Source organism: Halorubrum miltondacostae, assembly GCF_041379815.1.
GTDB classification, from domain to species: domain Archaea; phylum Halobacteriota; class Halobacteria; order Halobacteriales; family Haloferacaceae; genus Halorubrum; species Halorubrum miltondacostae.
On sequence record NZ_JBEDNY010000002.1, the window covers coordinates 714,483 to 737,072 of the forward strand.

Consider the following 22,590-nt stretch of genomic DNA (forward strand, 5'->3'; position numbering starts at 1 on the left):
GAACGTTGCGCGTTCCCCGGCCGCCGTCCGTCACAGCCGCTCGCCGTCGTAGTACCGCTCCTCAACGCGCCGGTCGAACAGCCGCGAGAGGAGCGTCGTGAGCGGCCCGGCGACCCCCTCGCCGTCGCCGTCGACCGCGATGCCGTCGACGGTCGCCACGGGGCGGACCTCCCACGTGGAATTCGTGAGGAACACCTCGTCGGCCTCGCGGACCGCGTCCGGCGCGTACGTCCCCTCCTCGACCGGGATCCCTTCCGACTCCGCGACGTCGATCACGGTCGCGCGGGTGACGCCGGGCAGGATCGGGCCGTCGAGCGACGGGGTCCGGAGCGCGGCCCCGTCGGCGAAAAAGAGGTTCGCGGTCGCGCCTTCGGCGACGTTGCCGTCCGGGTCGAGCATGAGCGCCTCGTCCGCGCCGGTGACCCGGAGTTCGAGCCGCGCCAAGATTCCGTTGAGGTAGTTGTGCGTCTTCGCCGCGGCCGGCAGCGCGCGGCTCGTAGGCTTGCGGGTCTTGGTCGTCTGGAGCGTGGCGGGCCCGTCGTGGACCGGGTCGCTCCCGACGCCGCCGCGGGGGAGCGGCTTCGCGATCACGACGACGGTCGGGTCGACCTCGGGCCGCGGGTCGAGCGTGCCGGGTTGGACCCCCCGGGTGACGGAGAGTTTCACGTACGCGTCCGCGAACTCGTTCGCGGCGAGCGTCTCGTCGACCCGCCGCTTCAGCTCCGCGTCGGGGATCCCGTGATCCAGGCCGAGCGTCTCGCAGGTGTCCGCGAGCCGGTCCGCGTGCGCCCCCCAGCGAAAGATCTCGCCGCCGTACGCGCGCATCGTCTCGAAGGCGGCGTCGCCGTAGGCGAACCCGCGGTCCTCCACCGAGACGGTCGCCTCCGCGGCGGGGACCAGCTCCCCGTCGACGTGGTACACCCGCTCGTCGCCGCCAGTCATCGCGGCCCCGTCGTCCGCGCCGCTCATCGCTCGCACACCTCCACAAAGTTCCGAACCATGCGCTTCCCGCGCGGCGTGAGGATGCTCTCCGGATGGAACTGGACGCCGACGTGCGGCTTCTCCCGGTGGCGCACGCCCATCACGACCTCGCGCTCGTCCTCGGTGCGGGCGGTCTCGACCAGCTCGTCGGGGAGGTCCTCGCGCTCGACGCACAGCGAGTGGTACCGCCCGACCCGGAGCCGGTCGGGGAGGCCGGCGAAGACGCCCTCGCCGTCGTGGGTGATCGTCGAGGGCTTCCCGTGGACCACGTCGGGCGCGTGGCCGACCCGGCTGCCGCGGCTCGCGCAGAGCGCCTGGTGCCCGAGACAGACGCCGAACACGGGGCGGTCCAGCCCGAAGAGCGCGGTCGAGATCCCGGCCTCGGTGGGGGTCCCCGGCCCCGGGGAGACGACGACGCCGTCCGGGTCGAGCGCACGCACGGCGGCGAGGTCGACCGCGTCGTTCCGCCGGACCGTCACCGCGCCGGCGACCTCGCCGACGTACTGGACGAGGTTGTACGCGAACGAGTCGTAGTTGTCGACGACGAGGACCCGCGCGTCGGCGTCGCCCGCGCCCGGCCGCCAGCCCCCGTCGGCCGGTCCGGCGGTGGGCGCCGAGTCGGCCCCGTCGGCCGTCATCGCTCGACCGCCCCCTCGACCGGCTCGTCGACCGCCATGCCGCCGGCGGCGAGCGCCTCGTCGACCGCGCTCACCAACGCCCGCGCCTTCGCGAGCGTCTCCTCGTACTCCGCGTCCGGGTCGGAGTCGTGGACGATCCCGGCCCCGACCCGGAGGTGGTACTCCGCGGCGTGGCGAACGAGCGTCCGGATGACGATGTTCAGCGTCGCGCGGCCGTCGAACCCGGCCGCGAACATCGACCCGGTGTACGGCCCCCGGCGCGTGGGCTCTAGCTCGTCGATGATCTCCATCGTACGGGGCTTCGGCGCGCCCGTGATCGTCCCGCCGGGGAAGCAGGCCGCGACGGCGTCGGCGAGCCCCACGTCCGACCGCGCCTCCCCCTCGACCAGGCTCACGAGGTGCATCACCTCGCTGTACCGGTCGACGCGGCGGTACTCGCTCACGTCGACCGTCCCGAACCGTGACACCTTGCCGAGGTCGTTGCGCTCCAAGTCGACCAGCATCGCGTGTTCCGCGCGCTCCTTCTCGTTCCCGGTCAGTTCGGTCTCCAAGTCCGCGTCCGCCGCCTCCGTCTCCCCGCGGGGGCGCGTCCCCGCGATGGGCTCCGTGACGAGGCGCGCGCCGCGCTCGGGGTCGGCGGTCGGCTCGCGCTCCAAGAGGAGCTCCGGGCTCGCGCTCACGAGATCGACGCCGGTCGGGCGGTCGCCGAGCTCGATCAGCCCGGAGTACGGGGCCGGGTTCACCGCCCGGAGGGCGTCGTACGCCTCGACCGGGTGGACCGCGGCCGGCGCCGTCAGCCGCTGGGAGACGTTCGCCTGGAACGTGTCGCCCTCGCGGACGTACTCTTTGACCCGCCGGACGGCGTCGGCGTACCCCTCGCGGCCCACGTCGCTCTCGAAGGTCGCGTGTTCCGCGGTCGGATCGGGGGCCGTCGTCGACCCCGGTTCGCCGGCTTCGATCCGGTCGATCAGGTCCGCCGCCCGGTCCCGCCCCTCGTCGAACAGCGCGTCGAGCGCCTCCCGGTCGCCCGCCGGGTCGTCGAGCCCGGCCGGCACCCGGGGACAGGCGGTGATGCGGAGCGTGACGGACGCAGATCCTCCGTCGGCGTCGACGGGGCACTCCCAGGCCGCGATCCGGTCGAACAGCGCGGCCTGAAGACGCGGCAGTCCGCGGTCATCGACCGCACCGGGGCCGTCGGGGGTGGCGGGCGGGAACTCCTCCAACTCGCGGGCGGCGTCGTAGGAGAGCCAGCCGAACGCGCCGCACGGGTACGGCACCTCGCAGTCGCCGCGGGCCAGCGCCTCGCCGTCGAGGACGCCCTCCAGCGCCGACAGCGACGGCGACGGGCGTCGGTAGTCGCCCCCGGGCTCCGCGCCGTTCTCCGCCTCCGATCTCCCGCCCTCACCGCCCCCGTCGGCGACGACCGCCTCGCCGGAGACCGTCACCCGCTCGATCGGGTCGACGCCGAAGTACCCCCAGCCCGACTGGCCGCCAGTCGTCTCGTAGAAGATTCCGCCCGGGCCGTCCCGCGCGCGGCGGTAGGCAGCGAAGGGGTCGTCGACGGCGACTCGAAGTTCGACCGGGACGCGCGCCCCGTCCGCCGCCGCGGCCGCGACCGCGCGGAACCGGTCCCGATCGGTGTGTACCGCTCGCCTCATGTAACGTGCTTCGCCGGAGGCGAGGAAACAGTTGCGGTCGCCCGAACGCGGCCCGCCTCAGAACTCGTTCGCGCGGTCGATCCACGTCGCGGCGCGCTTCTCGCCGACGCTCGCCCCCTCGGCCACCGCGGCGGCGTCCGCGCCGGCGAGGTCGCCGACGGTTTCGATGTCGATCCCGGCGAGGCGCTCGGCGTACGCCGGGCCGATCCCCTTGATCTCCTCGACGCTCGGCCCGCGGTCGCCGTTGTCGACCGCGACGTCGTCGCCGCCCGCCGCGGCCTCCGCCGGCTCGGCCGCGTCGTCCGCCGCCTCGTCGTCGCCCTCGTCGGGTTCGGCCGCTCCCGCCTCGGCCTCGTCGATCACCGCCGCCGGATCCGCCGCCTCGTCGTCCGGCGTCGAGCTCTCCGCCGACTCGCCGGTCGCGGACGGGCTCTCCGCCGCCTCGTCGTCGCTCGCGGCCGGCTCGGCCGCCGGTTCCGACTCGCGCTCGACGGTCACTTCGGTCTCGCCGGACTCGCGCCCGCTCGAACCGCTCCCGAATCCGAGCTTCTCTTTGAGCTTCTGGAGTAGGGCCATTACTGACAGCTACACGTGGGAGATATTTAAAAACCGTCTCCGGGGGGCTCCGCCGTCACCACGTCTCGCTGGTTTATTTGTGTTCCCGGGGCCTCTCCCGGGTATGGACGTTATCAACCCTGTCATGTGGTCGGTCCACGTCGGCTTCGCCGTCCTCTGGGTCGGCAGCGTGCTGTTCGTCACTCTCGCGGTCCTCCCGCCCGCGCTCCGCGGCGACATCGGGACCGCGGCGCTCGGCTCGGTCGTCGGCCGCCTGCGCTGGATCACGCGGATCGGCGCGCTCGCGTTCGTCCTCTCCGGCGGGCACATGGCGGGCACGCTGTACACGTTCGAGGCGCTGACGGGCACGCCCCGCGGCCACCTCGTGTTGACGATGCTCGGGCTGTGGTTCGTCGGCACCGGGCTCGTCGAGGTCGCCGGCTCGAAGCTGGCCGACGGGCTCGACGCCGACAAGCTCCGCGAGCCCGCCCGCGACGCCAAGCCGTTCCTCTACGGGGCGTCGGCCGTCTCCGTCGGGCTCATCCTCACCGCCGGACTGCTCGCCAGCCCGGGGCTGGTGTAGTTCCCCGACGCTCCGCCGCGTTACTCCAGCTCCGCGCGCAGCGCCGCGTTCATCGCGTCGACCGGCGCGGTCTCGCCGGTCCAGATCTCGAACGCCTCGACCCCCTGGAACAGCAGCATCCACGCGCCGTCGACGGTCGTCGCGCCGGCGGCGGCGGCCTCGCGAAGCAGGCGCGTCTCGATCGGCGCGTACACCGCGTCCAGGACCGCGAGGTCGCCGTGGAGGTGGTCCGCGGGGACCGGCGTCTCCTCGGGCGCCTCCATCCCCACGCTCGTCGCGTTGACGAGCAGGTCGGCGGCCGCGACGCGCTCGCCGAGGTCGTTGAGGCCGCCGCCGCTCGCGCCCGGCACCGCCTCGGCTAGGTCGACCGCCCGCTCCGCGGTTCGGTTCGCGACGTGGACCACCGCGCCGGCGTCGGCCAGCGCGAACGCGGCCGCCCGCCCCGCGCCGCCCGCGCCCACAACGAGCGCGTCGCGGCCGTCGATCGCCACGTCGTGGTGCGCGAGCGCTCGCGTCACCCCGGCAGCGTCGGTGTTGTGGCCGCGCGGTCGGTCGGCCTCGCCGGCCCGGACGGGACCGTAGTCGACCGTGTTGACCGCGCCGATCCGCTCGGCGAGCGGGGCGGCGTCGACCGCATCGAGCGCGTCCCGCTTGAACGGCACCGTGACGTTGAGCCCCGCGACGCCGAGGTCCGCGGCCCCGGCCACCGCCGCGGCCGCCGCGTCCGCGTCCGGCTCGAAGGTCACGTACCGCGCGTCGAGGCCGAGCGCCTCGTAGCCCGCCTCGTGCATCGGCGGCGACAGCGAGTGGCCGACCGGGTTCCCGATCAGTCCGTAGACGTCCATGCCCGCTCCCCGGCCGCGATCGACAAAAGGGGGTCGGTCGGGGCGCGCTTGCGGTTGAACGGGGCCGCCCGCTCGGCCACCTACTCACGCTGGCCCTCGGCGTCCCGCTCCGCGTCGATGACGTCCTCGAGGGTCTCGGTGCCGACGTCGCTGGCGACCTTGACGCCGACGAGCGACACGACGATGCCGCCGACGATGAACGCCGCGAGCTGTTGAACGGGGGTTATGGTCATCCCGTACGCCGACAGCGGCTCGTGGATCGCCTCCTGCGCGAGGAAGTAGCCCGCGAAGCCGCGGACGACCAGCGCGACCGCGGCGATGACGAAGGGGAGGTTCAGGTACGGGGTCCGGATCCCCTCGTCGCGGATCAGCTCGTCTAGCAGTCGGCCGACCGCCGCCGTCACGCCCCCGACCGCGAACCACGGCACCGCCGAGTAGGTGAACTCCACGACTTCGACGAGCCGGGGGGAGCCGGGGCCCAGTTCCGAGGCCGCGAGGAAGCCGAAGAACCCGCCGACGAGGGCGAGCCCGCCGGCGACGACGTACGTCACGACCGACACCTGGCCGGCGTACAGCGCCTCGCGGACGCGCTCGGGGACGCCGGCCACGAGCCGGTCGATCGCGAGCCCCTTGTACAGCAGCGCGGCCCCAAGGAGGCCGGCGACGCCGGCGACCGCCTCGCCGGCGGAGAACCGGTAGAACAGCACGGGCAAGAGCAGCAGCGCGACGCCGATGGGGACCAGCACCGTCGACCGCAGCTGTTCGTCGGCGAGGAACTGCTTGAGCAGGTAGTAGGTGGACTCGATGTCGCGGGCCTGCCGGACGACGACGCGGTCGACGGAGTCGACGGGGATCCGCGACTCGACGACCGGGAGGACGCGCTCGTCCTCGGCGGAGTCGACGACGACGATCGCGGCCCGCGGGTCGTACCGCTCCACGAGGTCGTCGAGCTGGGCCGCAATCGACCGGTCCGCGCCGACGGCGGTGTCGCTCTCGGCGGAGACGACCGCCACCACCGACTCCTCGCGCTCATCCCGGAGGTCGCGCGCGACGCGCAGCGACTCCAGCAGGCAGTTTACGCTGGCGTCCTCGGGGTCGTCCAGCCCGGCGTCGGTGACCAGCGACCGGACGGCCTCCCAGCCGGCGACCGGCATCGGGACGTTGGTGGCGCGACCGATCGCCCCCGAGCGGTCGACGCAGATGACCAGCGTCGTCACGTGTCGAATCACACCGCCGCCGAACAAAAATCCTCCCCGTCGGCGGTCGGCGATCGGCTCGCCCGCCTCGGCCCCGCGCCGTCCGCTATCGCAGTTCCACGTCGATGTCGCCGCCGTCGTCGGCGAACACGCCCGCGACGCCGCTCCCCGCGGCGAACGCGACGCGCTCGGCGCCGATGCCGAGCCGCTCGGCCAGCCCGCGCTCGGGGGTGAACTCTCGGACCTCGGGCTCCGTACCGATGAGCTCCGCGAGCCGGTCCTCGACGTCGGTCTCGGTCCCCAACTCGTCGACGAGCCCCATCTCGGCGGCGTCGTCGCCGAGGTACACCCGCGCCTCGGTCTCGCGGACCGCGTCGGGGTCCATGTCGCGGCCCTCGCTCACGGTCTCGACGAACTGCTCGTAGTAGCCGTCGATGATCCCCTGGAGGTACTCCCGCTCGTCCTCCTCGATCTCCTTCAGCGGGACGCCGGCGTCCTTGTACTCGCCCGCGGTGAACTGCTCGTAGGAGATCCCCAGCTTGTCGGCGAGCCCCTTCGCGTTCGGGCGGGACCCCACGACGCCGATGGAGCCGACGAGGCTCGCTTCGCGGGCCCACAGCTCGTCGCAGCCGCTCGCGATCCAGTAGCCGCCGGAGGCGCAGGTGTCGGTCGCGTACGCCACCGTCGGGCCGTCGAAGTCGGCGGCGGCCCGCCGGATGTCGTCGCTCGGGACGACCTCGCCGCCCGGCGTGTTGAGCTCGACGAGCAGCGCCTCGACGCCCTCGTCCTCGTCGGCCGCCTCGATCTGCTCGACCACGTCGTCGGCGGTCGCCCCGCCCGGGCCCGACAGCGGCGAGGGTCGCCCCTGACTCCGTCGGATCGGCCCCGACACGGTCACCTTCCCGACGTTGTACTCGTCGGCGTCACCGAACCGGCCGCCGGTGAGCCGCGAGAGCACCGCGCGGCCCGCGATCGTCGTCGCCGCGCCCACCGCGGCCGCCGCGAGCAGTCCCTTCCGTCCGTTCGCCGGCGCGTCGTCCATACCATCGGTTGGGCGCGGGCCCGTTTATATATACTGTCGCGGGGCGACGCGCGTGCCGAGGCGACCGCGTCACGGCACTCGTCGTCGAGCGATCGGCCCTGTGGTCCTCCCGTCACTCGGTCGGAGCGTCGGTCCGGAACCGGTCCGGAACCCCGGGCCGCGGTCGCCGCCCCGCGACCGTCGAAGGTCGGACTTTAGTGCCCCTGCGTCGATGAACGCACAGGAATGGGCGGGAACGAGGACGAAGACGGGTTCGTTCAGTACGGTATCGACGACAGACCGCCGCTCGGGAGGTCGCTCCTGCTCGGCGCGCAACACTACCTCACCATGGTGGGGGCGAACATCGCCGTCCCTCTCATCCTCGCCGGCGCGATGGGCATGCCGGAGTCAGTCATTCCGCGCTTCGTCGGCACGTTCTTCGTCGTGTCGGGGATCGCGACGCTCGCGCAGACGACGTTCGGCAACCGCTACCCGATCGTCCAGGGCGCGCCGTTCTCGATGCTCGCGCCGGCGCTCGCGGTCGTCGGCGTCGTGACGGCGAACCCGCCGGCCGGCATCGAGGCGTGGCGGGCGGCGCTGCTCCAGCTCCAGGGCGCGATCATCGTCGCCGCGCTCGCTGAGGTCGCGATCGGCTACCTCGGCCTCATCGGCCGCCTGCGGAAGGCGCTCTCGCCGGTCGTCATCGTGCCGGTCATCGTCCTCATTGGGCTCTCGCTGTTCAACGCCCCCGAGATCACCGCGACCAGTCAGAACTGGTGGCTGGTGGGGCTGACGCTGGTCGCCATCGTCCTGTTCTCGCAGTACCTCGGGACGCGGTCCAAGCTCTTCCAGCTGTTCCCCGTCCTCCTCGGCATCGTCGTCGCGTGGGTGCTCGCCGCGTCGCTCTCTGTCCTCGGGATCTTCGAAGCGGGCACGCCGGGGTACGTCGACCTGGCGAGCGTCGCCGCGACCGACCCCGTCCACCTCATCTACCCGCTCCAGTGGGGCGTGCCGAGCATCACGCCCGCGTTCGTCATCGGCATGCTCGCCGGCGTCGCCGCCTCGATCGTCGAGTCCATCGGCGACTACCACGCCGTTGCCCGGCTCTCCGGCATGGGCGCCCCCAGCAGCGAGCGGATGACGCACGGGATCGGCATGGAGGGGCTGATGAACGTCTTCTCCGGGGTGATGGGGACCGGCGGGTCGACCTCCTACTCCGAGAACGTCGGCGCCATCGGCCTCACCGGGGTGGCCTCGCGCTACGTCGTCCAGATCGGCGCCGCGCTCATGATACTCGTCGGGTTCGTCGGCTACTTCGGCCAGCTCGTCGCCACCATCCCGAGCCCGATCATCGGCGGGCTCTACATCGCCATGTTCGCCCAGATCGTCGGCGTCGGGCTCTCGAATCTCAAGTACGTCGACCTCGACTCCTCGCGCAACATCTTCGTCGTCGGCATCGCGCTGTTCACCGGCCTGGCCGTCCCGGAGTACATGCGGAGCGTCGGGGGCGCGGACGCCCTCCAGCAGGGGCTTTCCGAGGCGTTCCTGCTCGGCCCGTTCCTCGGGGCCGACGTCGTCGCCAACACCATCTTCGTCATCGGCTCGACGGGGATGGCGGTCGGCGGGCTCGTGGGGTTCCTCCTCGACAACTCGATCCCGGGCACGGCCGCGGAGCGCGGCCTCACCGCGTGGGAAGACGCGACCGAGGCGGACGCGGAGTTCAGCTCCGCGTACGACCGCTTCGTCGCCGAAGACGAACCGACCAGTACCGACTGACCGGCCGCGAGCCGGGCCGCTCACCCGAGGTCATCCGTTCGCGGTCGAACCCCGGCGATCAGGGCGCGACGGGAAACGGAGCCGTCGCTCGGCGCGTCGGAAAAGAACCGCAGAAACGTCGCTTCGACCGGTTTACAGGAGGCCGGTCTTCTGGAGCTTCATCAGGTCCTCGGTGTCGAGCGTCTCGCCCTCCTTGAACTTCTGATAGATCTCCTCGGCCTCTTCCTTCTCCTCCTCGCGCTTCTCGGCGCGCTCGTCCTTGCGCTCTTCCTCCTCCTTCTTGTCGAGCTCGCGCAGGCGCTTCTGGACGCGGACGAAGTCCTCGTGGTGGCGGTCGGCCGCCTCCTGGGCCTCGACGAACAGCTCGTGCATCTCGTCGGCCTCGTCGCGGATGTCGTCGGCCTCGCGGTAGGCCTCGATCATCTGGTTGTGGTGTTCCTGGGCCTTGTCCGCGAGCTCCGTCACCTTCTGGTGGTGCTGAGACGCCTCGGACCGGACCTCCTCGGCCTCCTCGACGAGGTCGTCGAGCTCGCTCGTGTCGTCGACCTTCTCCTTCTTCTCCGCGAGCTTCTCGCGCTTGTCGTCGATCTTCTCGATGAGCTCGCGCTCGTCCTCCGCGTCGAGCACTTCGGTCTGCTGGCGGAACTCGAGGTCCTCGATCTCCTCTTCGAGCTCCTCGATGGACTTCCCGGAGCCGAGCTCCATGTCCTGTTTGAGCTCCTCGACCTCGTCGAACAGCTCGTTGGCCTCGGCGTTGAGTTCGTTGCGCTTGTCCTTGTGTTCCTGGACCTGCTCGTTGAGCTCGTCGCGCTGCTCGCGGTGTTCCTGGGCCTCGTCGACCTTCTCGCGCGTCTTCGCGTTGAGGTCGTCGCGCTTGGAGGCGCGCTCGGACGCCATCTGGTTCAGCTCGTTGCGTCGGTCTCGCAGCTGTCCGGCGCGTTTGATGAGCTGGCCCTTGGACCCGTTGTCCAAGTCGTCCTCAGAAAGGTCCACGTTGTCCGCCTCGTCCATCGGTTCCACGTCGTACTGCTCGATGACTTCTTTTTTCGTTACCATTTGTTATCTCTCCATCACCGCTCCGGCGATAGCAGACGCTCGCTGTGGTGCGTCGGGCCGTCGGCAAGAACTCCCGTTCATTTCAGCGTGCGATTCCACCAGCGCCAGAGGCGTTCTGGTACCCGCAACTACCTGCGGACAGCATATAAATACTTCGGTGATTTTCGTGCGTACCGGTCTCACGGCGCGTGTACCGCGGGATTTCGTGGTTACCGTTCACACGCCTTGTCGCTTCACGACGGACCGAGGACCTCCGATCCGAGCGGCGCCTGCGCACCGATACGAGCGTATCCGGCCCGTGACCTCCGTCCGCAGGTCGGTCACCCCGCGGACGACCCGACCGTCTCTGGCAGTTCGTCTCGGACCGTCTCCAGCGTCTCGATGGCCCGATCTAACGACTCCAGCGCACGCTCCTCGTCGTAGAAGTGCGCCAGCGAGTACGCGCGGTTCGCGATCGCCTCGCAGCAGGCGTCGATTTCGCCGTACCAATCGTGGCCGTTCTGTTTCATGAGGTAGTGGATCAGCGCCCAGTCGCCGATCGGCTTCGGGTTCGCGTCGGTCGGCTCGCCGACGGCGGGGAGGTCAGTTTTAAACTCCCGCAGTAGGTCGGCTGTCGTCCGCGAAATTATCGGCCGGAGCCGGAAAGCGAGGTCGCCGCCCCGCTCGCCGAAGCCGTCGACCATCTTCTCGCGGGCGCTGTCGTACGGGCCCTCATCCGCCCACGGCAGCACGTCGATCGCCTCGACCAACCCCCGCTCTCGACACTCCTCCCAGTGCGGGCGCTCGGCGTCGATCGCGGCCGCCGCGTCCGGGTCGCCGGTCACCACGAGGTGGGCGCCGCCGTCGTCGACCACGGTCCCGCCCGCGAGTTCGACCGGCGGCTCGTGCGTGGCGGTGTCGCCGAACCGCCAGAAGTACGCCGACACCACGTCGTCGCGGGCGTCGAGCCGATCCAGCGCGTCCGGCATGTACGCCCGCAGGAACCGTCGCTCCGCGTCCAGTGGCATCCGAAATGTGACCTGTGTGGTCCGCATATCCACCCGTTGCCCCCGCCGCAAGATAAGTCATTTTAGAAACATATTTCGTAAAACGAACTGACACGTCCGGGCGAATGGGCGTCAGCGATCGGCGGCGAGGTGGACGTGGACGAGCCGGTCGCAGTCCTCCTCGCCGCAGACGGGACAGGACGACGGCTCCGCGGCCGTCTGCGACTCGTCGACCGATACGCCGGACGCGCCGGCGACGACGAGCCCCTCGCCGCGGTAGGTCAGCGCGTACCCACCGTCGCGCTCAGCGACGAAGTGGTCGCGCAGCTCGCGCAGGTGGTAGTTGAACCGCCCGGGGTCCGCGACGTCGACGCGGGACTTCAGTTCGGTGAACGACAGCGCGTCGTCGGCGTCCGCCAGCGCCCGGAGGATCTGTACGCGGGTCTCGTGCGTGAGCGCGGAGAGCGCCCCGGTGAACTCTTCGCTTACCATGGCCGGTGGCGAGGGGGCGAGCGTGGTATAGTTTGTGGGGCCGGTCGGACCGGCTCTCCTCACGCCCCGTCGCCGCCGACCTCGTACGAGAGGACGACTCCGTCGTCGAACCGCTCCGTCTCGGTGAGCGTGAGCTCGGGGAACTCCTCGGTGAAACCCGGCCCGTCCGCCAGCGTGGGCGCGTCGCGGCCGCCGATCACGAACGAGCCGACGTAGACGTGGAGCTCGTCGACCAGCCCGGCCTCGAAACACGAGAAGATCACCTCCCCGCCCCCCTCGACCATCAGGCGCTCGACGCCGCGGTCCGCGAGCTTCTCGACCCCCTCGGCGACGTCGACGCGCTCCTCGCCGGCGACGATCACTTCCGCGCCGGCGTCGGCGAGTTCGGTCCGCCGGTCCCGGTCGGTCGCGGCCGAGACGAGGAGGTACGTCGTCGCCGCGTCGTCTAAGATTCGGGCGTCGGTCGGCGTCCGCCCGGTCGAATCGACCACGACCCGCGCGGGGTCGCCCGACCGCCCGCTCTGGAGCCGCCCGACGCGGCGGTCCTCCTCGTCGAGCGTGAGGTGCGGGTCGTCCGCGAGGACGGTGCCGACGCCCACGAGCACCGCGTCCGCGGCCGCCCTGACCCGGTCGACCCGGTCGAAGTCTTCCGGACCGGAGATCCGGAGCTGTTCCCGGCGGCGGGTGGCGAGCTTCCCGTCGACGCTCTGGGCCGCGTTGACGACCACGTGCATACCGGAGGGTCGGCCGGACGGGAAATGATCGTTTCGGTCCCGGAGAGGCGGTCCGTCCGAAGATATACCGGCCGCGACGTCGAAACAACGCTGATGCGGACTTCGACGCTCCTGATCTTGGTCGGCGCGCTCCTGTTCGTGCTCCCGCTCCCGGGGACGTTCGTCCTCGGCGCGCTGGTCGTCCTCGCCGGCCTCGCCGCTCGCCTGTTCGGGCTCTGAGGCGACACGGTTTCCCCCGCGTCGTCCGAGAGCCTACGCGTGTCCAACCCAACCGCCCACCACGTCGGGATCACCGTCGCCGACCTGGACCGCGCCGTCGACTTCTACGCCGAGACGTTCGACCTCGACGTCGCCGCCGAGTTCGCGGTCGGCGGCGAGGCCTTCGCCGAGGCGGTCGCCGTCGAGGGCGCGTCGGCCGCGTTCGCCCACCTCGACGCCGGCGGCTCGATAGTCGAGCTCGTCGAATACGAGCCGGTCGGCCAGGAGAGCGCCGACCCGCCGGAACTGAACCGTCCCGGCGCGACGCACCTCGGCCTCTCCGTCGACGACGTGGAGGCGTTCTACGACGGCCTCGCGGACAACGTGGAGACGCTGAGCCCGCCCCGGACAACCGAGAGCGGGACCACCGTCCTGTTCGTCAGGGACCCCGAGGGGAACCTGATAGAAGTGCTCGACGCCTGAGCAGCGCGGCGCCGGGCGGTCCGTCGCCTCACTTCACCTTCGTGCCCGGCCCGGCGTCCTCGTATGTGGTGAGGAGGTCGGCCTCCTCGCCGGCCGCGAGGACCATCCCGTTGGACTCGACGCCGAACAGCTCCGCCTTCTCCATGTTCGCGAGCACGATCACCTTCGTGTCGGGCAGGGCGTCGACGTCGTGGAGCTGCTTGAGCCCCGCGACGATCGTCCGGGTCTCCGCGCCGAGGTCGACGGTGAGCTTCAGCAGGTCGTCGGCGCCGTCGATCCCGACCGCGTCCTCGATCCGCCCGACGCGGATGTCCAGTTCTTGGAAGTCGTCGAAGCTGATGCGGTCGTCGCTGAGGGGTTCGATGTCGGTCATGTTGGTATCTCCGGTGTCGGCTTCGTCCGCGTCCGTCTCGTCGTCGGTTCCGTCGTCGCCGTCGTCCGCCTCCGACTCGGCGACGCGCGCGTCGAGCTTCTCGTTGAGCGTCTCGACGCGCTCGTCTTCGATCTGTTCGAACAGCTCGGTCGGCTCGCTCAGCTCGCCCGCCGGCCCCTCGCGGGCCGCCTCGACGGTGACCTCGTGGACGGAGCCGGGCTCGCCGAGCTGCTCCCAGAGGCGTTCGCTCTTCTCGGGCCCCAGCGGCTCGAAGAGGACCGCGATCGCCTTCGCGAGCGCGACGCAGTCGTAGATGACCTGCTCCGCCTCCTCGGGGGCCTCGTCGACGAGCTTCCACGGCTCGTTGCGCTGGATGTACTCGTTTCCGTACCGCGCGAGGTCGGTGACCGCGTCGCCGAGCGCCCGCACGGAGTAGTCGTTGACCGCGGCCGCGACGTCGTCGACCGCCTCGTCGATCCGCGCCGCCACGTCGTCGCTCGGGGCGTCGGCGTCGGGGCCGCCCTCGAAGTTGCGGTGCGCGAACAGCAGGGAGCGGTAGAGGAAGTTGCCGACGGTCCCCACCAGCTCGGTGTTGACGCGCTCGGCGAACTTCTCCCACGAGAAGTCGACGTCCTGCTGGAACCCGCCGTTGGTGGCGAGGTAGTAGCGCAGCGGGTCGGGATGGAACCCCTCGTCGAGGTACTCGTCGGCCCAGACCGCGCGGTCGCGGCTGGTCGAGAACCCCTTGCCGTCGAGGGTGACGAACCCGCTCGCCATCACCGCGCGCGGCTCCGCGTGGTCGGTCGCCTCCAGCATCGCGGGCCAGAAGATCGTGTGGTGCTGGATGATGTCGCGGCCGATCACGTGGACGATCTCGCCGCCCTCCGGGTGGTCGTCGCTCACGCCCTCCTTCCAGGTCGCCTCCCAGTCGAAGGTGTCCGCGCCGACGCGCTCGGAGTACTGCTTCGTCGAGGAGATGTACTCGATCGGGGCGTCGACCCAGACGTAGAGGACGAGGTCGTCTTCGGCGGCTTCGCCGCCTTCCCGAGGCGACTCCGTCGCCTCGCCACCAGGCATGTCGATCCCCCAGTCCATGTCGCGCGTGATACACCAGTCCTGGAGCCCCTGCTCGATCCACTCCCGGGGCTGGTTCCGAGCGTTCGCGGTGCCCTCGAGCCGGTCGAGGAACTCGGAGAGGTAGTCGGCGAACTCGGAGACCGCGAAGAACTTGTGTGTGCGCTCGCGGTATTCCGCGGGGTTGCCGGTGATCGTCGACTCGGGGTCCTCGACCTCGCCGGGTTCGAGGTGGCGCTGACACCCCTCGTCGCACTCGTCGCCGCGGGCGTGTGCGCCGCAGTACGGGCAGGTCCCCTCGACGTAGCGGTCGGGGAGGTACTGGTCGTCGACGGGGTCGTACGCGACCATGATCTCCTTCTCGTAGAGGTGGCCCGCCTCGTCGAGGTCGCGGACGAGCTCTTGGGTCACCGCCGTGTTCGTCTCGTCGTGGGTGTGGCCGTAGTTGTCGAACTCGACGTTGAACTTCGGGAACGTCTCCGCGTAGCGCTCGTGCCAGTCGAGCGCGAACGCCTCCGGGGAGACGCCCTCCTGCTCGGCGTTGACCGCGACCGGCGTGCCGTGCATGTCGGAGCCGGAGACGAACGCGGTCTCCTGGCCGAGTCGTTCGAGCGCGCGGCTGTACACGTCGCCGCCGACGTAGGTGCGGAGGTGACCGATGTGGAGGTCGCCGTTCGCGTACGGCAGTCCACAGGTCACCACCGCTGGGTCGGCCGTGGGGAAGTCGTCGTGGCTCATGTGGTGTGCGTATGTCGTGTGTCGGTCGATCGGGTCTAAAGCCCGCTGGTTCGGGGCCGCCGCGGGCGGCGCGGAGCCGGACGCGTCGCCGCCGCGTCGGCGGTCCGGGCGCTGCGGAAGGCGACGGGGTTCGCCGCCGCGCCGCCGCCGGCCGCGTTACCGGCCGCCGACGCCGCGAGGGGTCCGCCCGCCGCTAGAAGGAGCGCATCCGCATCCCGAGCCGCCCAGTCCGTGTCACGCTCGCGAGTTCGGTCGGTTCGCTCTAAAATGCGTCGCCCGGGGCGGGCTCACGGCAGGCGTGGACGACCCGCACCGCGTCACAGCAGGTCGCGGACGATCCGCGCCGCCTCGGCCGCGGTCGGCGCGAGGACGTACACGATCGGCTCGACCCCGACCGCGCCGGTCTGGTACACCACGAGCGTCTCCGCCTCGTCGCCCGCGGGACGATCGGTCTCCCGGACCGCGTCGGTGACCGCCTCGCGCGTCTCGCGCTCGGCGTCGAACTCGACGGTCGGGTGCGACGCGCCGAGCGCCGCGACCGTCTCCGGGTCGTACCGGAGGTTCACCGCGCCCCGGACGCCCGACCCGGCCTCGCGCGCCGCGAGCAGTACCGTCGCGACGTGTTCGCTCACGCCGAACTCGGGCTCGCCGGGGACCATCGCGCGGCCCTTCACGTCGACGAGGCGGCCGGGAACCGCGGCGACGTCGTCGACCGTGGCCGCGTCGGCGGTACACTCGGCGACGTTCGCGCCGACGTTCGGGATGAGCCCCGCGAAGCCCGAGGCGTTCGTCAGGGTGCGGAGCCCCCGCCGGACCGAGGTGAGGACGCGCTCGCGCTCGCGGAACCCGCTGTCCGGGTCGTGGACCGAGAACTCCACGTCGGCGTCCGCGAGCCCCGGCATGGCGTCCTCGTGGAGGTCGGCGAGCAGGTCGCCCTCCTCCAGCTGGCGGATCAACACCTCGATCTCGACGAGCGCGGCCACGGGGGTGAGGTCGCCGCTCGCAAGTCCCTCGCCGACGCGCTCGACGAGGTCGCGCACGCGCTCGTCCCCGACGATATCCTCGTGCCTGGCCACGTCGCCGGCGGCGTACTTCGAGACGGCCGACTGGGAGATGCCGAGCGCGTCGGCGACCTCGCTCTGGGTGAACCCGCGATCGCGGAGGTCCTCCGCGAGCATCGACCGGACGGTCGGCAGGAACTCGTCGACAACGACCTCCTCGATGAACCTCATTCGCCCTCACCCCCCGACCGCCTCGTCTCCTCTTCGTCGCCCTCCCCGGCGAACTCCGGGTCGTCGCCGATCCGCGACGCCTGCGGCCCGTCCTGTCCCTGGTACTTCGAGCCCCGCTCGGCCCCGTACGGCCGGTCGGCGGGCCGTTTCAGTTCTGTGAAGGTGAGCTGCGAGACGCGCATGCCCGGCGAGAGCGCGACCGGGGCCGTCCCGAGGTTCGAGAGTTCGAGGGTGATCTGCCCCTCGTAGCCGGGGTCGCACAGCCCCGCGGTCGCGTGGACGACGATGGCGAGCCGGCCGAGCGAGGAGCGCCCCTCGACGTGGGCGACGAGGTCGTCGGGGATCGCGACGCGCTCGGCGGTCGTCCCGAGGACGAAGTCGCCGGGGTGGAGGATGAACTCGTCGCCCTCGGCGACCGTCGTCTCCGTGACGTACTCGCTCACCTCGCCGGCGTCCGTCGGGTGGATACAGGGGATGTTGGTGCGCTGGAACTCTAGGAAGCGCTCGCCGAGTCGCAGGTCCACGCTGGCGGGCTGGACCTGCTGGTCGAGGTCGTCGAGCGGCTCGATCGCGAGGTCGCCCTCGGCGAGCCGGTCGAGAATGTCGGCGTCGGACAGGATCATACCGAGAGGGGGAGCGCCGGCGGCATAAAAACTCCCGAATCGGCGGCTCAGCTCGGTCGGTCCCGGGCGCTGACGGGACGGCTCCGCGGCGCTCACACCGCCGCGATCAGCAGCGCGATCGCGGCGAAGAACGTCGCCACGCCCGCCGCGACCCCGCGGTCGAGGTCGTACGTCGCCTCCAGTCCGGCGACGACGATCACCCACTGGACCGCGATCGCGACCGCGGACGCGGCGAGTAGCGGCCCCGTCGCGCTCGTAACCGCGGCGACGACGTCGTTCGCGAGCGCCTCGGGCGTCGGCCCCGCGACCGACGCGTTCGAGAGCACGTACCAGATCCCTGCGACTCCGGCCGCGACTCGGAGCAGTTCCCCGGCCATCGCCCAGCCGGCAATCACGAACGCGTCACTGGCGGAGCCCGAACCGCCGGCAACACGGGCTCCGACGTGGAGCGCGACCGCGAAAAACGCCCACCAGAGCGGCACCCCAAGTAGGCCGTAGTGGACGTAGCCGCTCGCGGCGTCGCGCAGTTCCTCGCCCGCGTCGACCTCGATCCGCGCCGGCTCGTCGCATTCCTCCGCGAACACGGAGTCGGGGTCGTCGCCGAACGTCTCGCAGGTCGACTCGGGCGGTCGGTCGGGGTTGTCGACGGTGATCTGCCGGTCGACGGTGGCGTCGAAGACGCCCCCGAGCGCGACGATTCCGAGGCTGGTGCCGACCGTGACGACGACCAGCGTCGCGACCGCGACGGTCTCGGCGCGGGGGGAGTCGAACGCGTCGCGAACGCGGTCGAGGACGCGACCGATCGGACTCGCGAACGCGGCGAGCGGGGAGGGCATCGCCGAGGCGTCGGCCGCCGCCGGACAAGTGCTTTTCCGCTCGACACCGCACCCGCCGACTCACTCCCGTTCGAGTTCGGTCTCCGCGTCGGCGTTCGCCGCCTCCGCGTCGGCCTCGCTCGCGGCGGCCTTCCGCGCACGATCGGCCGCCAGCTCGCGGTCGATGTCGTCTTCGACGTACCCCATCGACTCCACGGTGACGACGTTCCCCCCGCCGGGGTCGACCACCATCACCTCCTCGCCCTCGTCGATCGTGCCCTCCATCGACCGGGCGGAGTAGTGGGGGTTGAAACCGCCGCCGGCGAGCTTCACCTCGCCGCCCGTGGGCGTCACGCGCTCCGTGACGGTCCCAGTCTTCCCCTTCAGCGAGTCGCTGTCGCTGGTCTGCTGTTGGCCCTTCCCGCCGTAGAGGTCGAACTCATGGTAGCCGTAGAAGGCGGCGGCGCCGAAGACGAGCGTGAAGAGCGCCATGAACAGGGTGAGGATGGCGCCGGCGACGCCGAGCGAGGTCAACACCAGCCCGCCGAGCCCCGCGCCGATGAGCGCGATGCCGACGACGATGAAGTTCGCTCCCGGCGCGAGCGCCTCCGCCATCGACAGCAGCAGCCCCGCGGTCAAGAGCAGGAGCGGGAGGGTGTCCGGCGAGAGGAGTCCGGACTGTGCCAGCGCGTTCATGTTCGGTCCTACGGCCGCGTACTGATAAGTGATGGTGCGGGACGGCCGCGGCGTCCGGCGAGTCGCCAGCGCTCGCTCTATCGCGACGGTCGCCGCTCAGTTCGGCGCGACGGTCGCCGCTCAGTTCGGCCCGACGGTCGCCGGTCGCCGCCGGTCAGCGCCGTCCGGCTCAGAACCCGACCAGCAGCGCGCCGACGGTGAGCGCGACGCCGAGGACGACGAACGCCGCGTGCTCGAGCGTGACGTCGCCCGGTTCGATCGGCTCGTCCTCGGGGGTCGCGGTGTCCTCGGTGACCCCGTCCGGCCCGACGTCGTCGACGGCGAAGCGCCACTCGGTCCCCCCGTCCGGCTGCTCGTCGCCCGCGTCGTTGGCCCGGCTCCGGTCGCCGGTGACCGGGGCGTCGCCGGCGTCGGGAGGCGAGGCGTCGTCGCGGGGGCCGTCGCCGGATTCGTCGCTCATGGACGCACGTACGCGACTCCGTAATAAATGGCTGGCGGGCGCTCCGCCTCGGAGGGACGCACCGCGGGTCGCGCCCTCGACCGCGACGCGACGGACGTCGAGAACCTATCGCTCGCGGGCCGCGCGGAGCACGTCGCCGTCGTAGACGACGCCGCGCTCGCCGTCGACGGTCACCGTGGTCCCCTCGGCGACCGACTCGGGCAGGTGGGCGCCGGAGACCATCGGGACGCCCAGCTCGCGGGCGACGACGGCGGGGTAGCCGGTCATCCCCTCGCGGGCGTCGACGATGCCGGCGATCCGGTCAAGATCACCGTCGAACTCCCCGTCGAAGTCGGGGCCCAGCGCGACGACCGAGTCCTCGGGGAGCGCGTCGAGGTCGCCGTCCTCGGTCCGGTAGACGGGGGCGGCGACGCGGCCGGCCACGGCCCCCTTCCCAGTCACGAGCGTCTCCGCGGCGACGTGGACCTTCAGGGTGTTCGTCGTGTTCGTCCCCTCCAGCTCGGTGAGCATCCCGGAGAGGACCACGAGGGTGTCGCCGGACGCCGCGCCGCCGCGGTCGAGCGCGGCGTCGACCGCGTTGTCGAGGATCGTCTCCATGTCGTTCGCGTACTCGGTCAGGACGGGACGGACCCCCCACGAGAGCGCGAGCTGTCGGCGGACGCGGTCGTCCGGCGTCGTCGCGACGACGGGCACGCCCGGGCGGAACATCGCGGTCTTGCGCGCCGTGAACCCCGACTCGGAGACGGCGACCACCGTCGAGGCGCCGATGTCGCGCGCGAGGTAGCGCGCCGAGCGCGCCAGCGCCTCGGTCCGCGACCCCTCCTCGGCGGTCGGGACGCGCTGCTCGCGCGTCTCCGCGTACTCGCCGCTGGACTCGACCTGCCGGACGATCCGGTCCATCGTCTCGACGACGTTGACCGGGTCGTCGCCGACCGCGGTCTCGCCGGAGAGCATCACGGCGTCGGTGCCGTCGAGGACCGCGTTCGCAACGTCGGAGGCCTCCGCGCGGGTCGGTCGCCGCGAGGAGACCATCGAGTCGAGCATCTCTGTCGCGGTGATGACGGGGACGCCCTCGTTGACGCAGGTCCGGATGATCCGCTTTTGTATCACCGGGACATCCTCCAGCGGGCACTCGACGCCGAGGTCGCCGCGGGCGACCATCACGCCGTCGGCCGCCTCGACGATCCCCTCCAGGTTCTCGACCGCGCCGGCGCGCTCAATCTTCGCGACGATCGGGATGTCGCCTCCGCCGCGGGCGTCCAGCTCGTCGGCGATCCGATAGACATCGTCCGCGTCGCGGACGAACGAAGCCGCGACGAAGTCGGCGTCCGTTCGGGCCGCGAGGTCGAGCTCGGCCTCGTCCTCCGGGGTGATGAGGTCGACGTCGATGGCGACGCCCGGCAGGTTCACGCCCTTCCGGGAGCCGAGCTTCCCGCCGGAGAGGACCGACGCGACCACGGAGTCGCCGTCGACGCGCTCGATCCGGCACTCGATGCGGCCGTCGTCGAGCAGGATCGTGTCGCCCGGGTCGGCGGCCCCGATCGAGTGGGTGAGGCCGACGCGCTCGGGCGTCGCGTCGTCGCCCTCGGAGAAGGTCACTTCGGAGCCCTCGGCGAGCGAGATCGGCTCGTCGATCTCGGCCGTCCGGACCTCCGGGCCCTTCAGGTCGACCATCACCGCGAGCGGGTCGTCGATCTCCTCGTCGACGGCGCGGGCGCGCTCGATGACGGTCTCCCGGTGGTCGGTGGTTCCGTGGCTGGCGTTGAGGCGGACGACGGACATCCCCGCGTCGGCGAGGCCGCGGATCGTGTCCCGGTCGTCCGAGGCGGGACCGATCGTACAGACGATCTTGGCGTTTCGCATACCGCCGGCTTCGACGTACCGCCGGAAAAAGGCACTCGGTTGCGTCGCTCCCGGGTGAACGTTCGTGACCGTTCGGCGATCCGAGGGCGAACGTGTAGAAAGTGCGGTCCGTGGAGGGGGACCCGTCAGCGGGGCGTCGGTCGCGCGGTCGGAGCGCCGGTCAGTCGGTGTCGCCGGCGACTTCGGCTGCCGGCTGACTCGGCCGGCGGGTTCAGTCGTCGGCGGGAGCCGGCGCGTCGCCCGCGGAGAGCCGGACGTCGGGGCCGTCGACGCCGAGTTCGTCGAGCGCGGACTGGGCGGCGCGCTTGCCGGAGACGAGCATGGCGCCGAACGTCGGGCCCATCCGCGGGAGGCCGTGAGCGGTCGCGACCGCCATCCCGGAGGCGATCAGGCCGTCGTGGACGACGCCGGTGTGCTCGACGACCGCGTCCTCGCTCTCCCCGACCCACATCGAGTCGTGGCCGGGGGAGTCGTGGCCGGGCGCGCCGTACTCGCCGTCGCCCGTCTGGTCCATGCCCGTGTTGTTCTCCTTCGCGTGCTCGATGCCGGGCGCAGAGAGGACGCCGCGCTCGTCGAGCTTGCTGATCGCGACCGCGTCGTGGCCGGTCGCGTCGATCACGAGGTCGGACTCGACCGCGATGGGGTCGACGCAGGTGATCTCGCGCGGGAGCGCGTGGACCGGGGTCCAGTTCATCACGATCCCCCCGACGCGGTGGTCCTCGCGGACGACGAGGTCGGTGAACTCGGTCATGTTCTGGACGCGCGCGCCGGCGTCGCAGGCCGCCTTGATCAGCCCGGAACAGGCCTCCGGCCCCGCGGCGGTGTAGAGCCCGTCCACGTCATCGACCGGCTCGTAGTCCACGTCGAGGTCGTCGAGGATCTCCTGGGCGGGGTCCCTGACCGTCACGGTGTTCATCAGGAACCCGCCGAGCCAGAAGCCGCCGCCGAGGTAGTTGTTCTTCTCGACGATCATCACCTTCACGCCGCGCTCGGCCAGCTCCTTCGCGGCCATCAGCCCGGAGGGGCCGCCGCCGAGAATAATCACTTCCGACTCGGTGAAGTCGAGGAACCCGTCGGTCCACTCGTTCCCGATCGCTCTCGTCACGTCGGTCTCGCTCACGTCGCTGAATCCGTCGAATCCGTCCATACAACTTAGTAGTATTACTTGGTTGTGAAATGCGTTGCGGTCGATACTCGGTTGTAGTTATTTCATCTGTCGGCGCCTCGGGGCCGAACGCCGCCGAAGCCCCAGCCGCTCGGCCGTACGTGCTCAACTGGGGATCGACAGCAAATACCGCCAAACCCCCAGCCGCGTACCGCAGCCTCACGCCTCCCCAGCCTCGCGGTTCGCGCTCTCCGAGCGCTCACCGCGTCCAGCGAGGGACCGTAGTGGCTAGTGGAAGTTATGAAGGTGGAATATGATGTATGAGTATGTCTGGAGATCGCCGCAAAGAGATCGTTCGTCACCTCAGTGAGGACGATCTCGATCGACTCCTCACAGAGTCTACGGATGA

23 protein-coding genes are annotated in these 22,590 nt (G+C 71.2%); 4 read left to right on the forward strand and 19 right to left on the reverse strand.

Annotated features, from left to right (window positions below):
* Positions 1-30: 30 nt before the first annotated feature.
* The 4 genes from ABNG04_RS08945 to ABNG04_RS08960 are packed head-to-tail and all read right to left on the reverse strand — an operon-like array spanning position 31 to position 3,853.
* Positions 31-969 carry an aminotransferase class IV gene (locus tag ABNG04_RS08945; RefSeq protein WP_371161886.1) on the reverse strand — a complete coding sequence of 313 codons (939 nt, stop codon included), beginning with the start codon at positions 967-969 and terminating at the stop codon, positions 31-33.
* Positions 966-1,619, reverse strand: coding sequence for an anthranilate synthase component II (locus ABNG04_RS08950; RefSeq protein WP_371161888.1), 654 nt, complete (start codon positions 1,617-1,619; stop codon positions 966-968). Before ABNG04_RS08950 ends, ABNG04_RS08945 begins: the two co-directional genes overlap by 4 nt.
* Positions 1,616-3,277 (reverse strand): anthranilate synthase component I family protein, encoded by a 1,662-nt coding sequence (locus tag ABNG04_RS08955; RefSeq protein WP_371161889.1) that lies wholly within the window; start codon positions 3,275-3,277, stop codon positions 1,616-1,618. The genes ABNG04_RS08950 and ABNG04_RS08955 overlap by 4 nt, the downstream gene beginning before the upstream one ends.
* A gap of 57 nt (positions 3,278-3,334) precedes the next feature.
* Positions 3,335-3,853, reverse strand: a complete 519-nt coding sequence (locus ABNG04_RS08960) for a helix-hairpin-helix domain-containing protein (RefSeq protein WP_371161892.1) — start codon at positions 3,851-3,853, stop codon at positions 3,335-3,337.
* Between the two features lie 103 nt (positions 3,854-3,956).
* Between ABNG04_RS08960 and ABNG04_RS08965 the strand changes: the two genes are divergently transcribed.
* Positions 3,957-4,415, forward strand: a complete 459-nt coding sequence (locus tag ABNG04_RS08965) for a transporter (RefSeq protein ID WP_371161893.1) — start codon at positions 3,957-3,959, stop codon at positions 4,413-4,415.
* Between the two features lie 20 nt (positions 4,416-4,435).
* Here ABNG04_RS08965 and ABNG04_RS08970 read toward each other — a convergent pair whose 3' ends face one another.
* The 3 genes from ABNG04_RS08970 to sppA all read right to left on the reverse strand — a co-directional run bounded on the left by ABNG04_RS08970 (position 4,436) and on the right by sppA (position 7,498).
* Positions 4,436-5,260 (reverse strand): shikimate dehydrogenase, encoded by an 825-nt coding sequence (locus tag ABNG04_RS08970; RefSeq protein ID WP_371161895.1) that lies wholly within the window; start codon positions 5,258-5,260, stop codon positions 4,436-4,438.
* A gap of 80 nt (positions 5,261-5,340) precedes the next feature.
* Positions 5,341-6,477: a DUF373 family protein gene (locus ABNG04_RS08975; RefSeq protein ID WP_371161897.1), complete on the reverse strand. Its 1,137-nt coding sequence runs from the start codon at positions 6,475-6,477 to the stop codon at positions 5,341-5,343.
* Between the two features lie 85 nt (positions 6,478-6,562).
* Positions 6,563-7,498, reverse strand: coding sequence for a signal peptide peptidase SppA (gene sppA, locus ABNG04_RS08980; RefSeq protein WP_371161898.1), 936 nt, complete (start codon positions 7,496-7,498; stop codon positions 6,563-6,565).
* A 225-nt stretch (positions 7,499-7,723) separates the two neighbouring features.
* On the opposite strand from sppA, the gene ABNG04_RS08985 reads away from it, so the two are divergent.
* Positions 7,724-9,253 (forward strand): uracil-xanthine permease family protein, encoded by a 1,530-nt coding sequence (locus tag ABNG04_RS08985; protein ID WP_371161899.1) that lies wholly within the window; start codon positions 7,724-7,726, stop codon positions 9,251-9,253.
* Between the two features lie 132 nt (positions 9,254-9,385).
* Here the strand turns inward: ABNG04_RS08985 and ABNG04_RS08990 are convergent, their stop codons facing one another.
* The 4 genes from ABNG04_RS08990 to ABNG04_RS09005 all read right to left on the reverse strand — a co-directional run bounded on the left by ABNG04_RS08990 (position 9,386) and on the right by ABNG04_RS09005 (position 12,521).
* On the reverse strand, positions 9,386-10,309 hold the full coding sequence (locus tag ABNG04_RS08990) for a coiled-coil protein (RefSeq protein ID WP_371161900.1): 924 nt from the start codon (positions 10,307-10,309) through the stop codon (positions 9,386-9,388).
* Between the two features lie 320 nt (positions 10,310-10,629).
* Entirely contained in the window at positions 10,630-11,343 is a 714-nt protein-coding gene (locus tag ABNG04_RS08995; RefSeq protein WP_371161901.1) for a hypothetical protein, read from the reverse strand.
* 84 nt (positions 11,344-11,427) lie between these two features.
* Positions 11,428-11,787 (reverse strand): winged helix-turn-helix domain-containing protein, encoded by a 360-nt coding sequence (locus ABNG04_RS09000; protein ID WP_371161902.1) that lies wholly within the window; start codon positions 11,785-11,787, stop codon positions 11,428-11,430.
* Positions 11,788-11,846: 59 nt separating this feature from the next.
* The gene (locus tag ABNG04_RS09005) at positions 11,847-12,521 is read right to left on the reverse strand and encodes a 2,5-diamino-6-(ribosylamino)-4(3H)-pyrimidinone 5'-phosphate reductase (protein WP_371161903.1); all 675 of its coding nucleotides are present in this window, start codon (positions 12,519-12,521) and stop codon (positions 11,847-11,849) included.
* A 93-nt stretch (positions 12,522-12,614) separates the two neighbouring features.
* Between ABNG04_RS09005 and ABNG04_RS09010 the strand changes: the two genes are divergently transcribed.
* Both ABNG04_RS09010 and ABNG04_RS09015 read left to right on the forward strand, forming a co-directional pair.
* A complete protein-coding gene (locus tag ABNG04_RS09010) occupies positions 12,615-12,740 on the forward strand; it encodes a hypothetical protein (RefSeq protein WP_371161904.1) in 126 nt (41 codons plus the stop codon).
* A gap of 39 nt (positions 12,741-12,779) precedes the next feature.
* A complete protein-coding gene (locus ABNG04_RS09015) occupies positions 12,780-13,202 on the forward strand; it encodes a VOC family protein (RefSeq protein ID WP_371161905.1) in 423 nt (140 codons plus the stop codon).
* Between the two features lie 28 nt (positions 13,203-13,230).
* Here the strand turns inward: ABNG04_RS09015 and metG are convergent, their stop codons facing one another.
* The 8 genes from metG to ABNG04_RS09055 all read right to left on the reverse strand — a co-directional run bounded on the left by metG (position 13,231) and on the right by ABNG04_RS09055 (position 22,223).
* Entirely contained in the window at positions 13,231-15,387 is a 2,157-nt protein-coding gene (gene metG / locus ABNG04_RS09020) for a methionine--tRNA ligase (RefSeq protein WP_371161907.1), read from the reverse strand.
* A gap of 317 nt (positions 15,388-15,704) precedes the next feature.
* Entirely contained in the window at positions 15,705-16,619 is a 915-nt protein-coding gene (locus tag ABNG04_RS09025) for a thiamine-phosphate synthase family protein (RefSeq protein WP_371161909.1), read from the reverse strand.
* Positions 16,616-17,242: a dCTP deaminase gene (gene dcd, locus ABNG04_RS09030; protein ID WP_371161911.1), complete on the reverse strand. Its 627-nt coding sequence runs from the start codon at positions 17,240-17,242 to the stop codon at positions 16,616-16,618. The genes ABNG04_RS09025 and dcd overlap by 4 nt, the downstream gene beginning before the upstream one ends.
* A 92-nt stretch (positions 17,243-17,334) precedes the next feature.
* Positions 17,335-18,078: a YIP1 family protein gene (locus ABNG04_RS09035; protein WP_371161913.1), complete on the reverse strand. Its 744-nt coding sequence runs from the start codon at positions 18,076-18,078 to the stop codon at positions 17,335-17,337.
* Positions 18,079-18,138: 60 nt separating this feature from the next.
* Positions 18,139-18,753: an NfeD family protein gene (locus ABNG04_RS09040; protein ID WP_371161915.1), complete on the reverse strand. Its 615-nt coding sequence runs from the start codon at positions 18,751-18,753 to the stop codon at positions 18,139-18,141.
* 169 nt (positions 18,754-18,922) lie between these two features.
* On the reverse strand, positions 18,923-19,213 hold the full coding sequence (locus ABNG04_RS09045; protein WP_371161916.1) for a DUF7312 domain-containing protein: 291 nt from the start codon (positions 19,211-19,213) through the stop codon (positions 18,923-18,925).
* A gap of 105 nt (positions 19,214-19,318) precedes the next feature.
* Positions 19,319-21,076, reverse strand: a complete 1,758-nt coding sequence (pyk, locus tag ABNG04_RS09050) for a pyruvate kinase (RefSeq protein ID WP_371161918.1) — start codon at positions 21,074-21,076, stop codon at positions 19,319-19,321.
* A gap of 211 nt (positions 21,077-21,287) precedes the next feature.
* Complete coding sequence (locus ABNG04_RS09055; protein ID WP_371161920.1) at positions 21,288-22,223, reverse strand: sulfide-dependent adenosine diphosphate thiazole synthase; 936 nt, start codon at positions 22,221-22,223, stop codon at positions 21,288-21,290.
* Between the last annotated feature and the right edge of the window lie 367 nt (positions 22,224-22,590).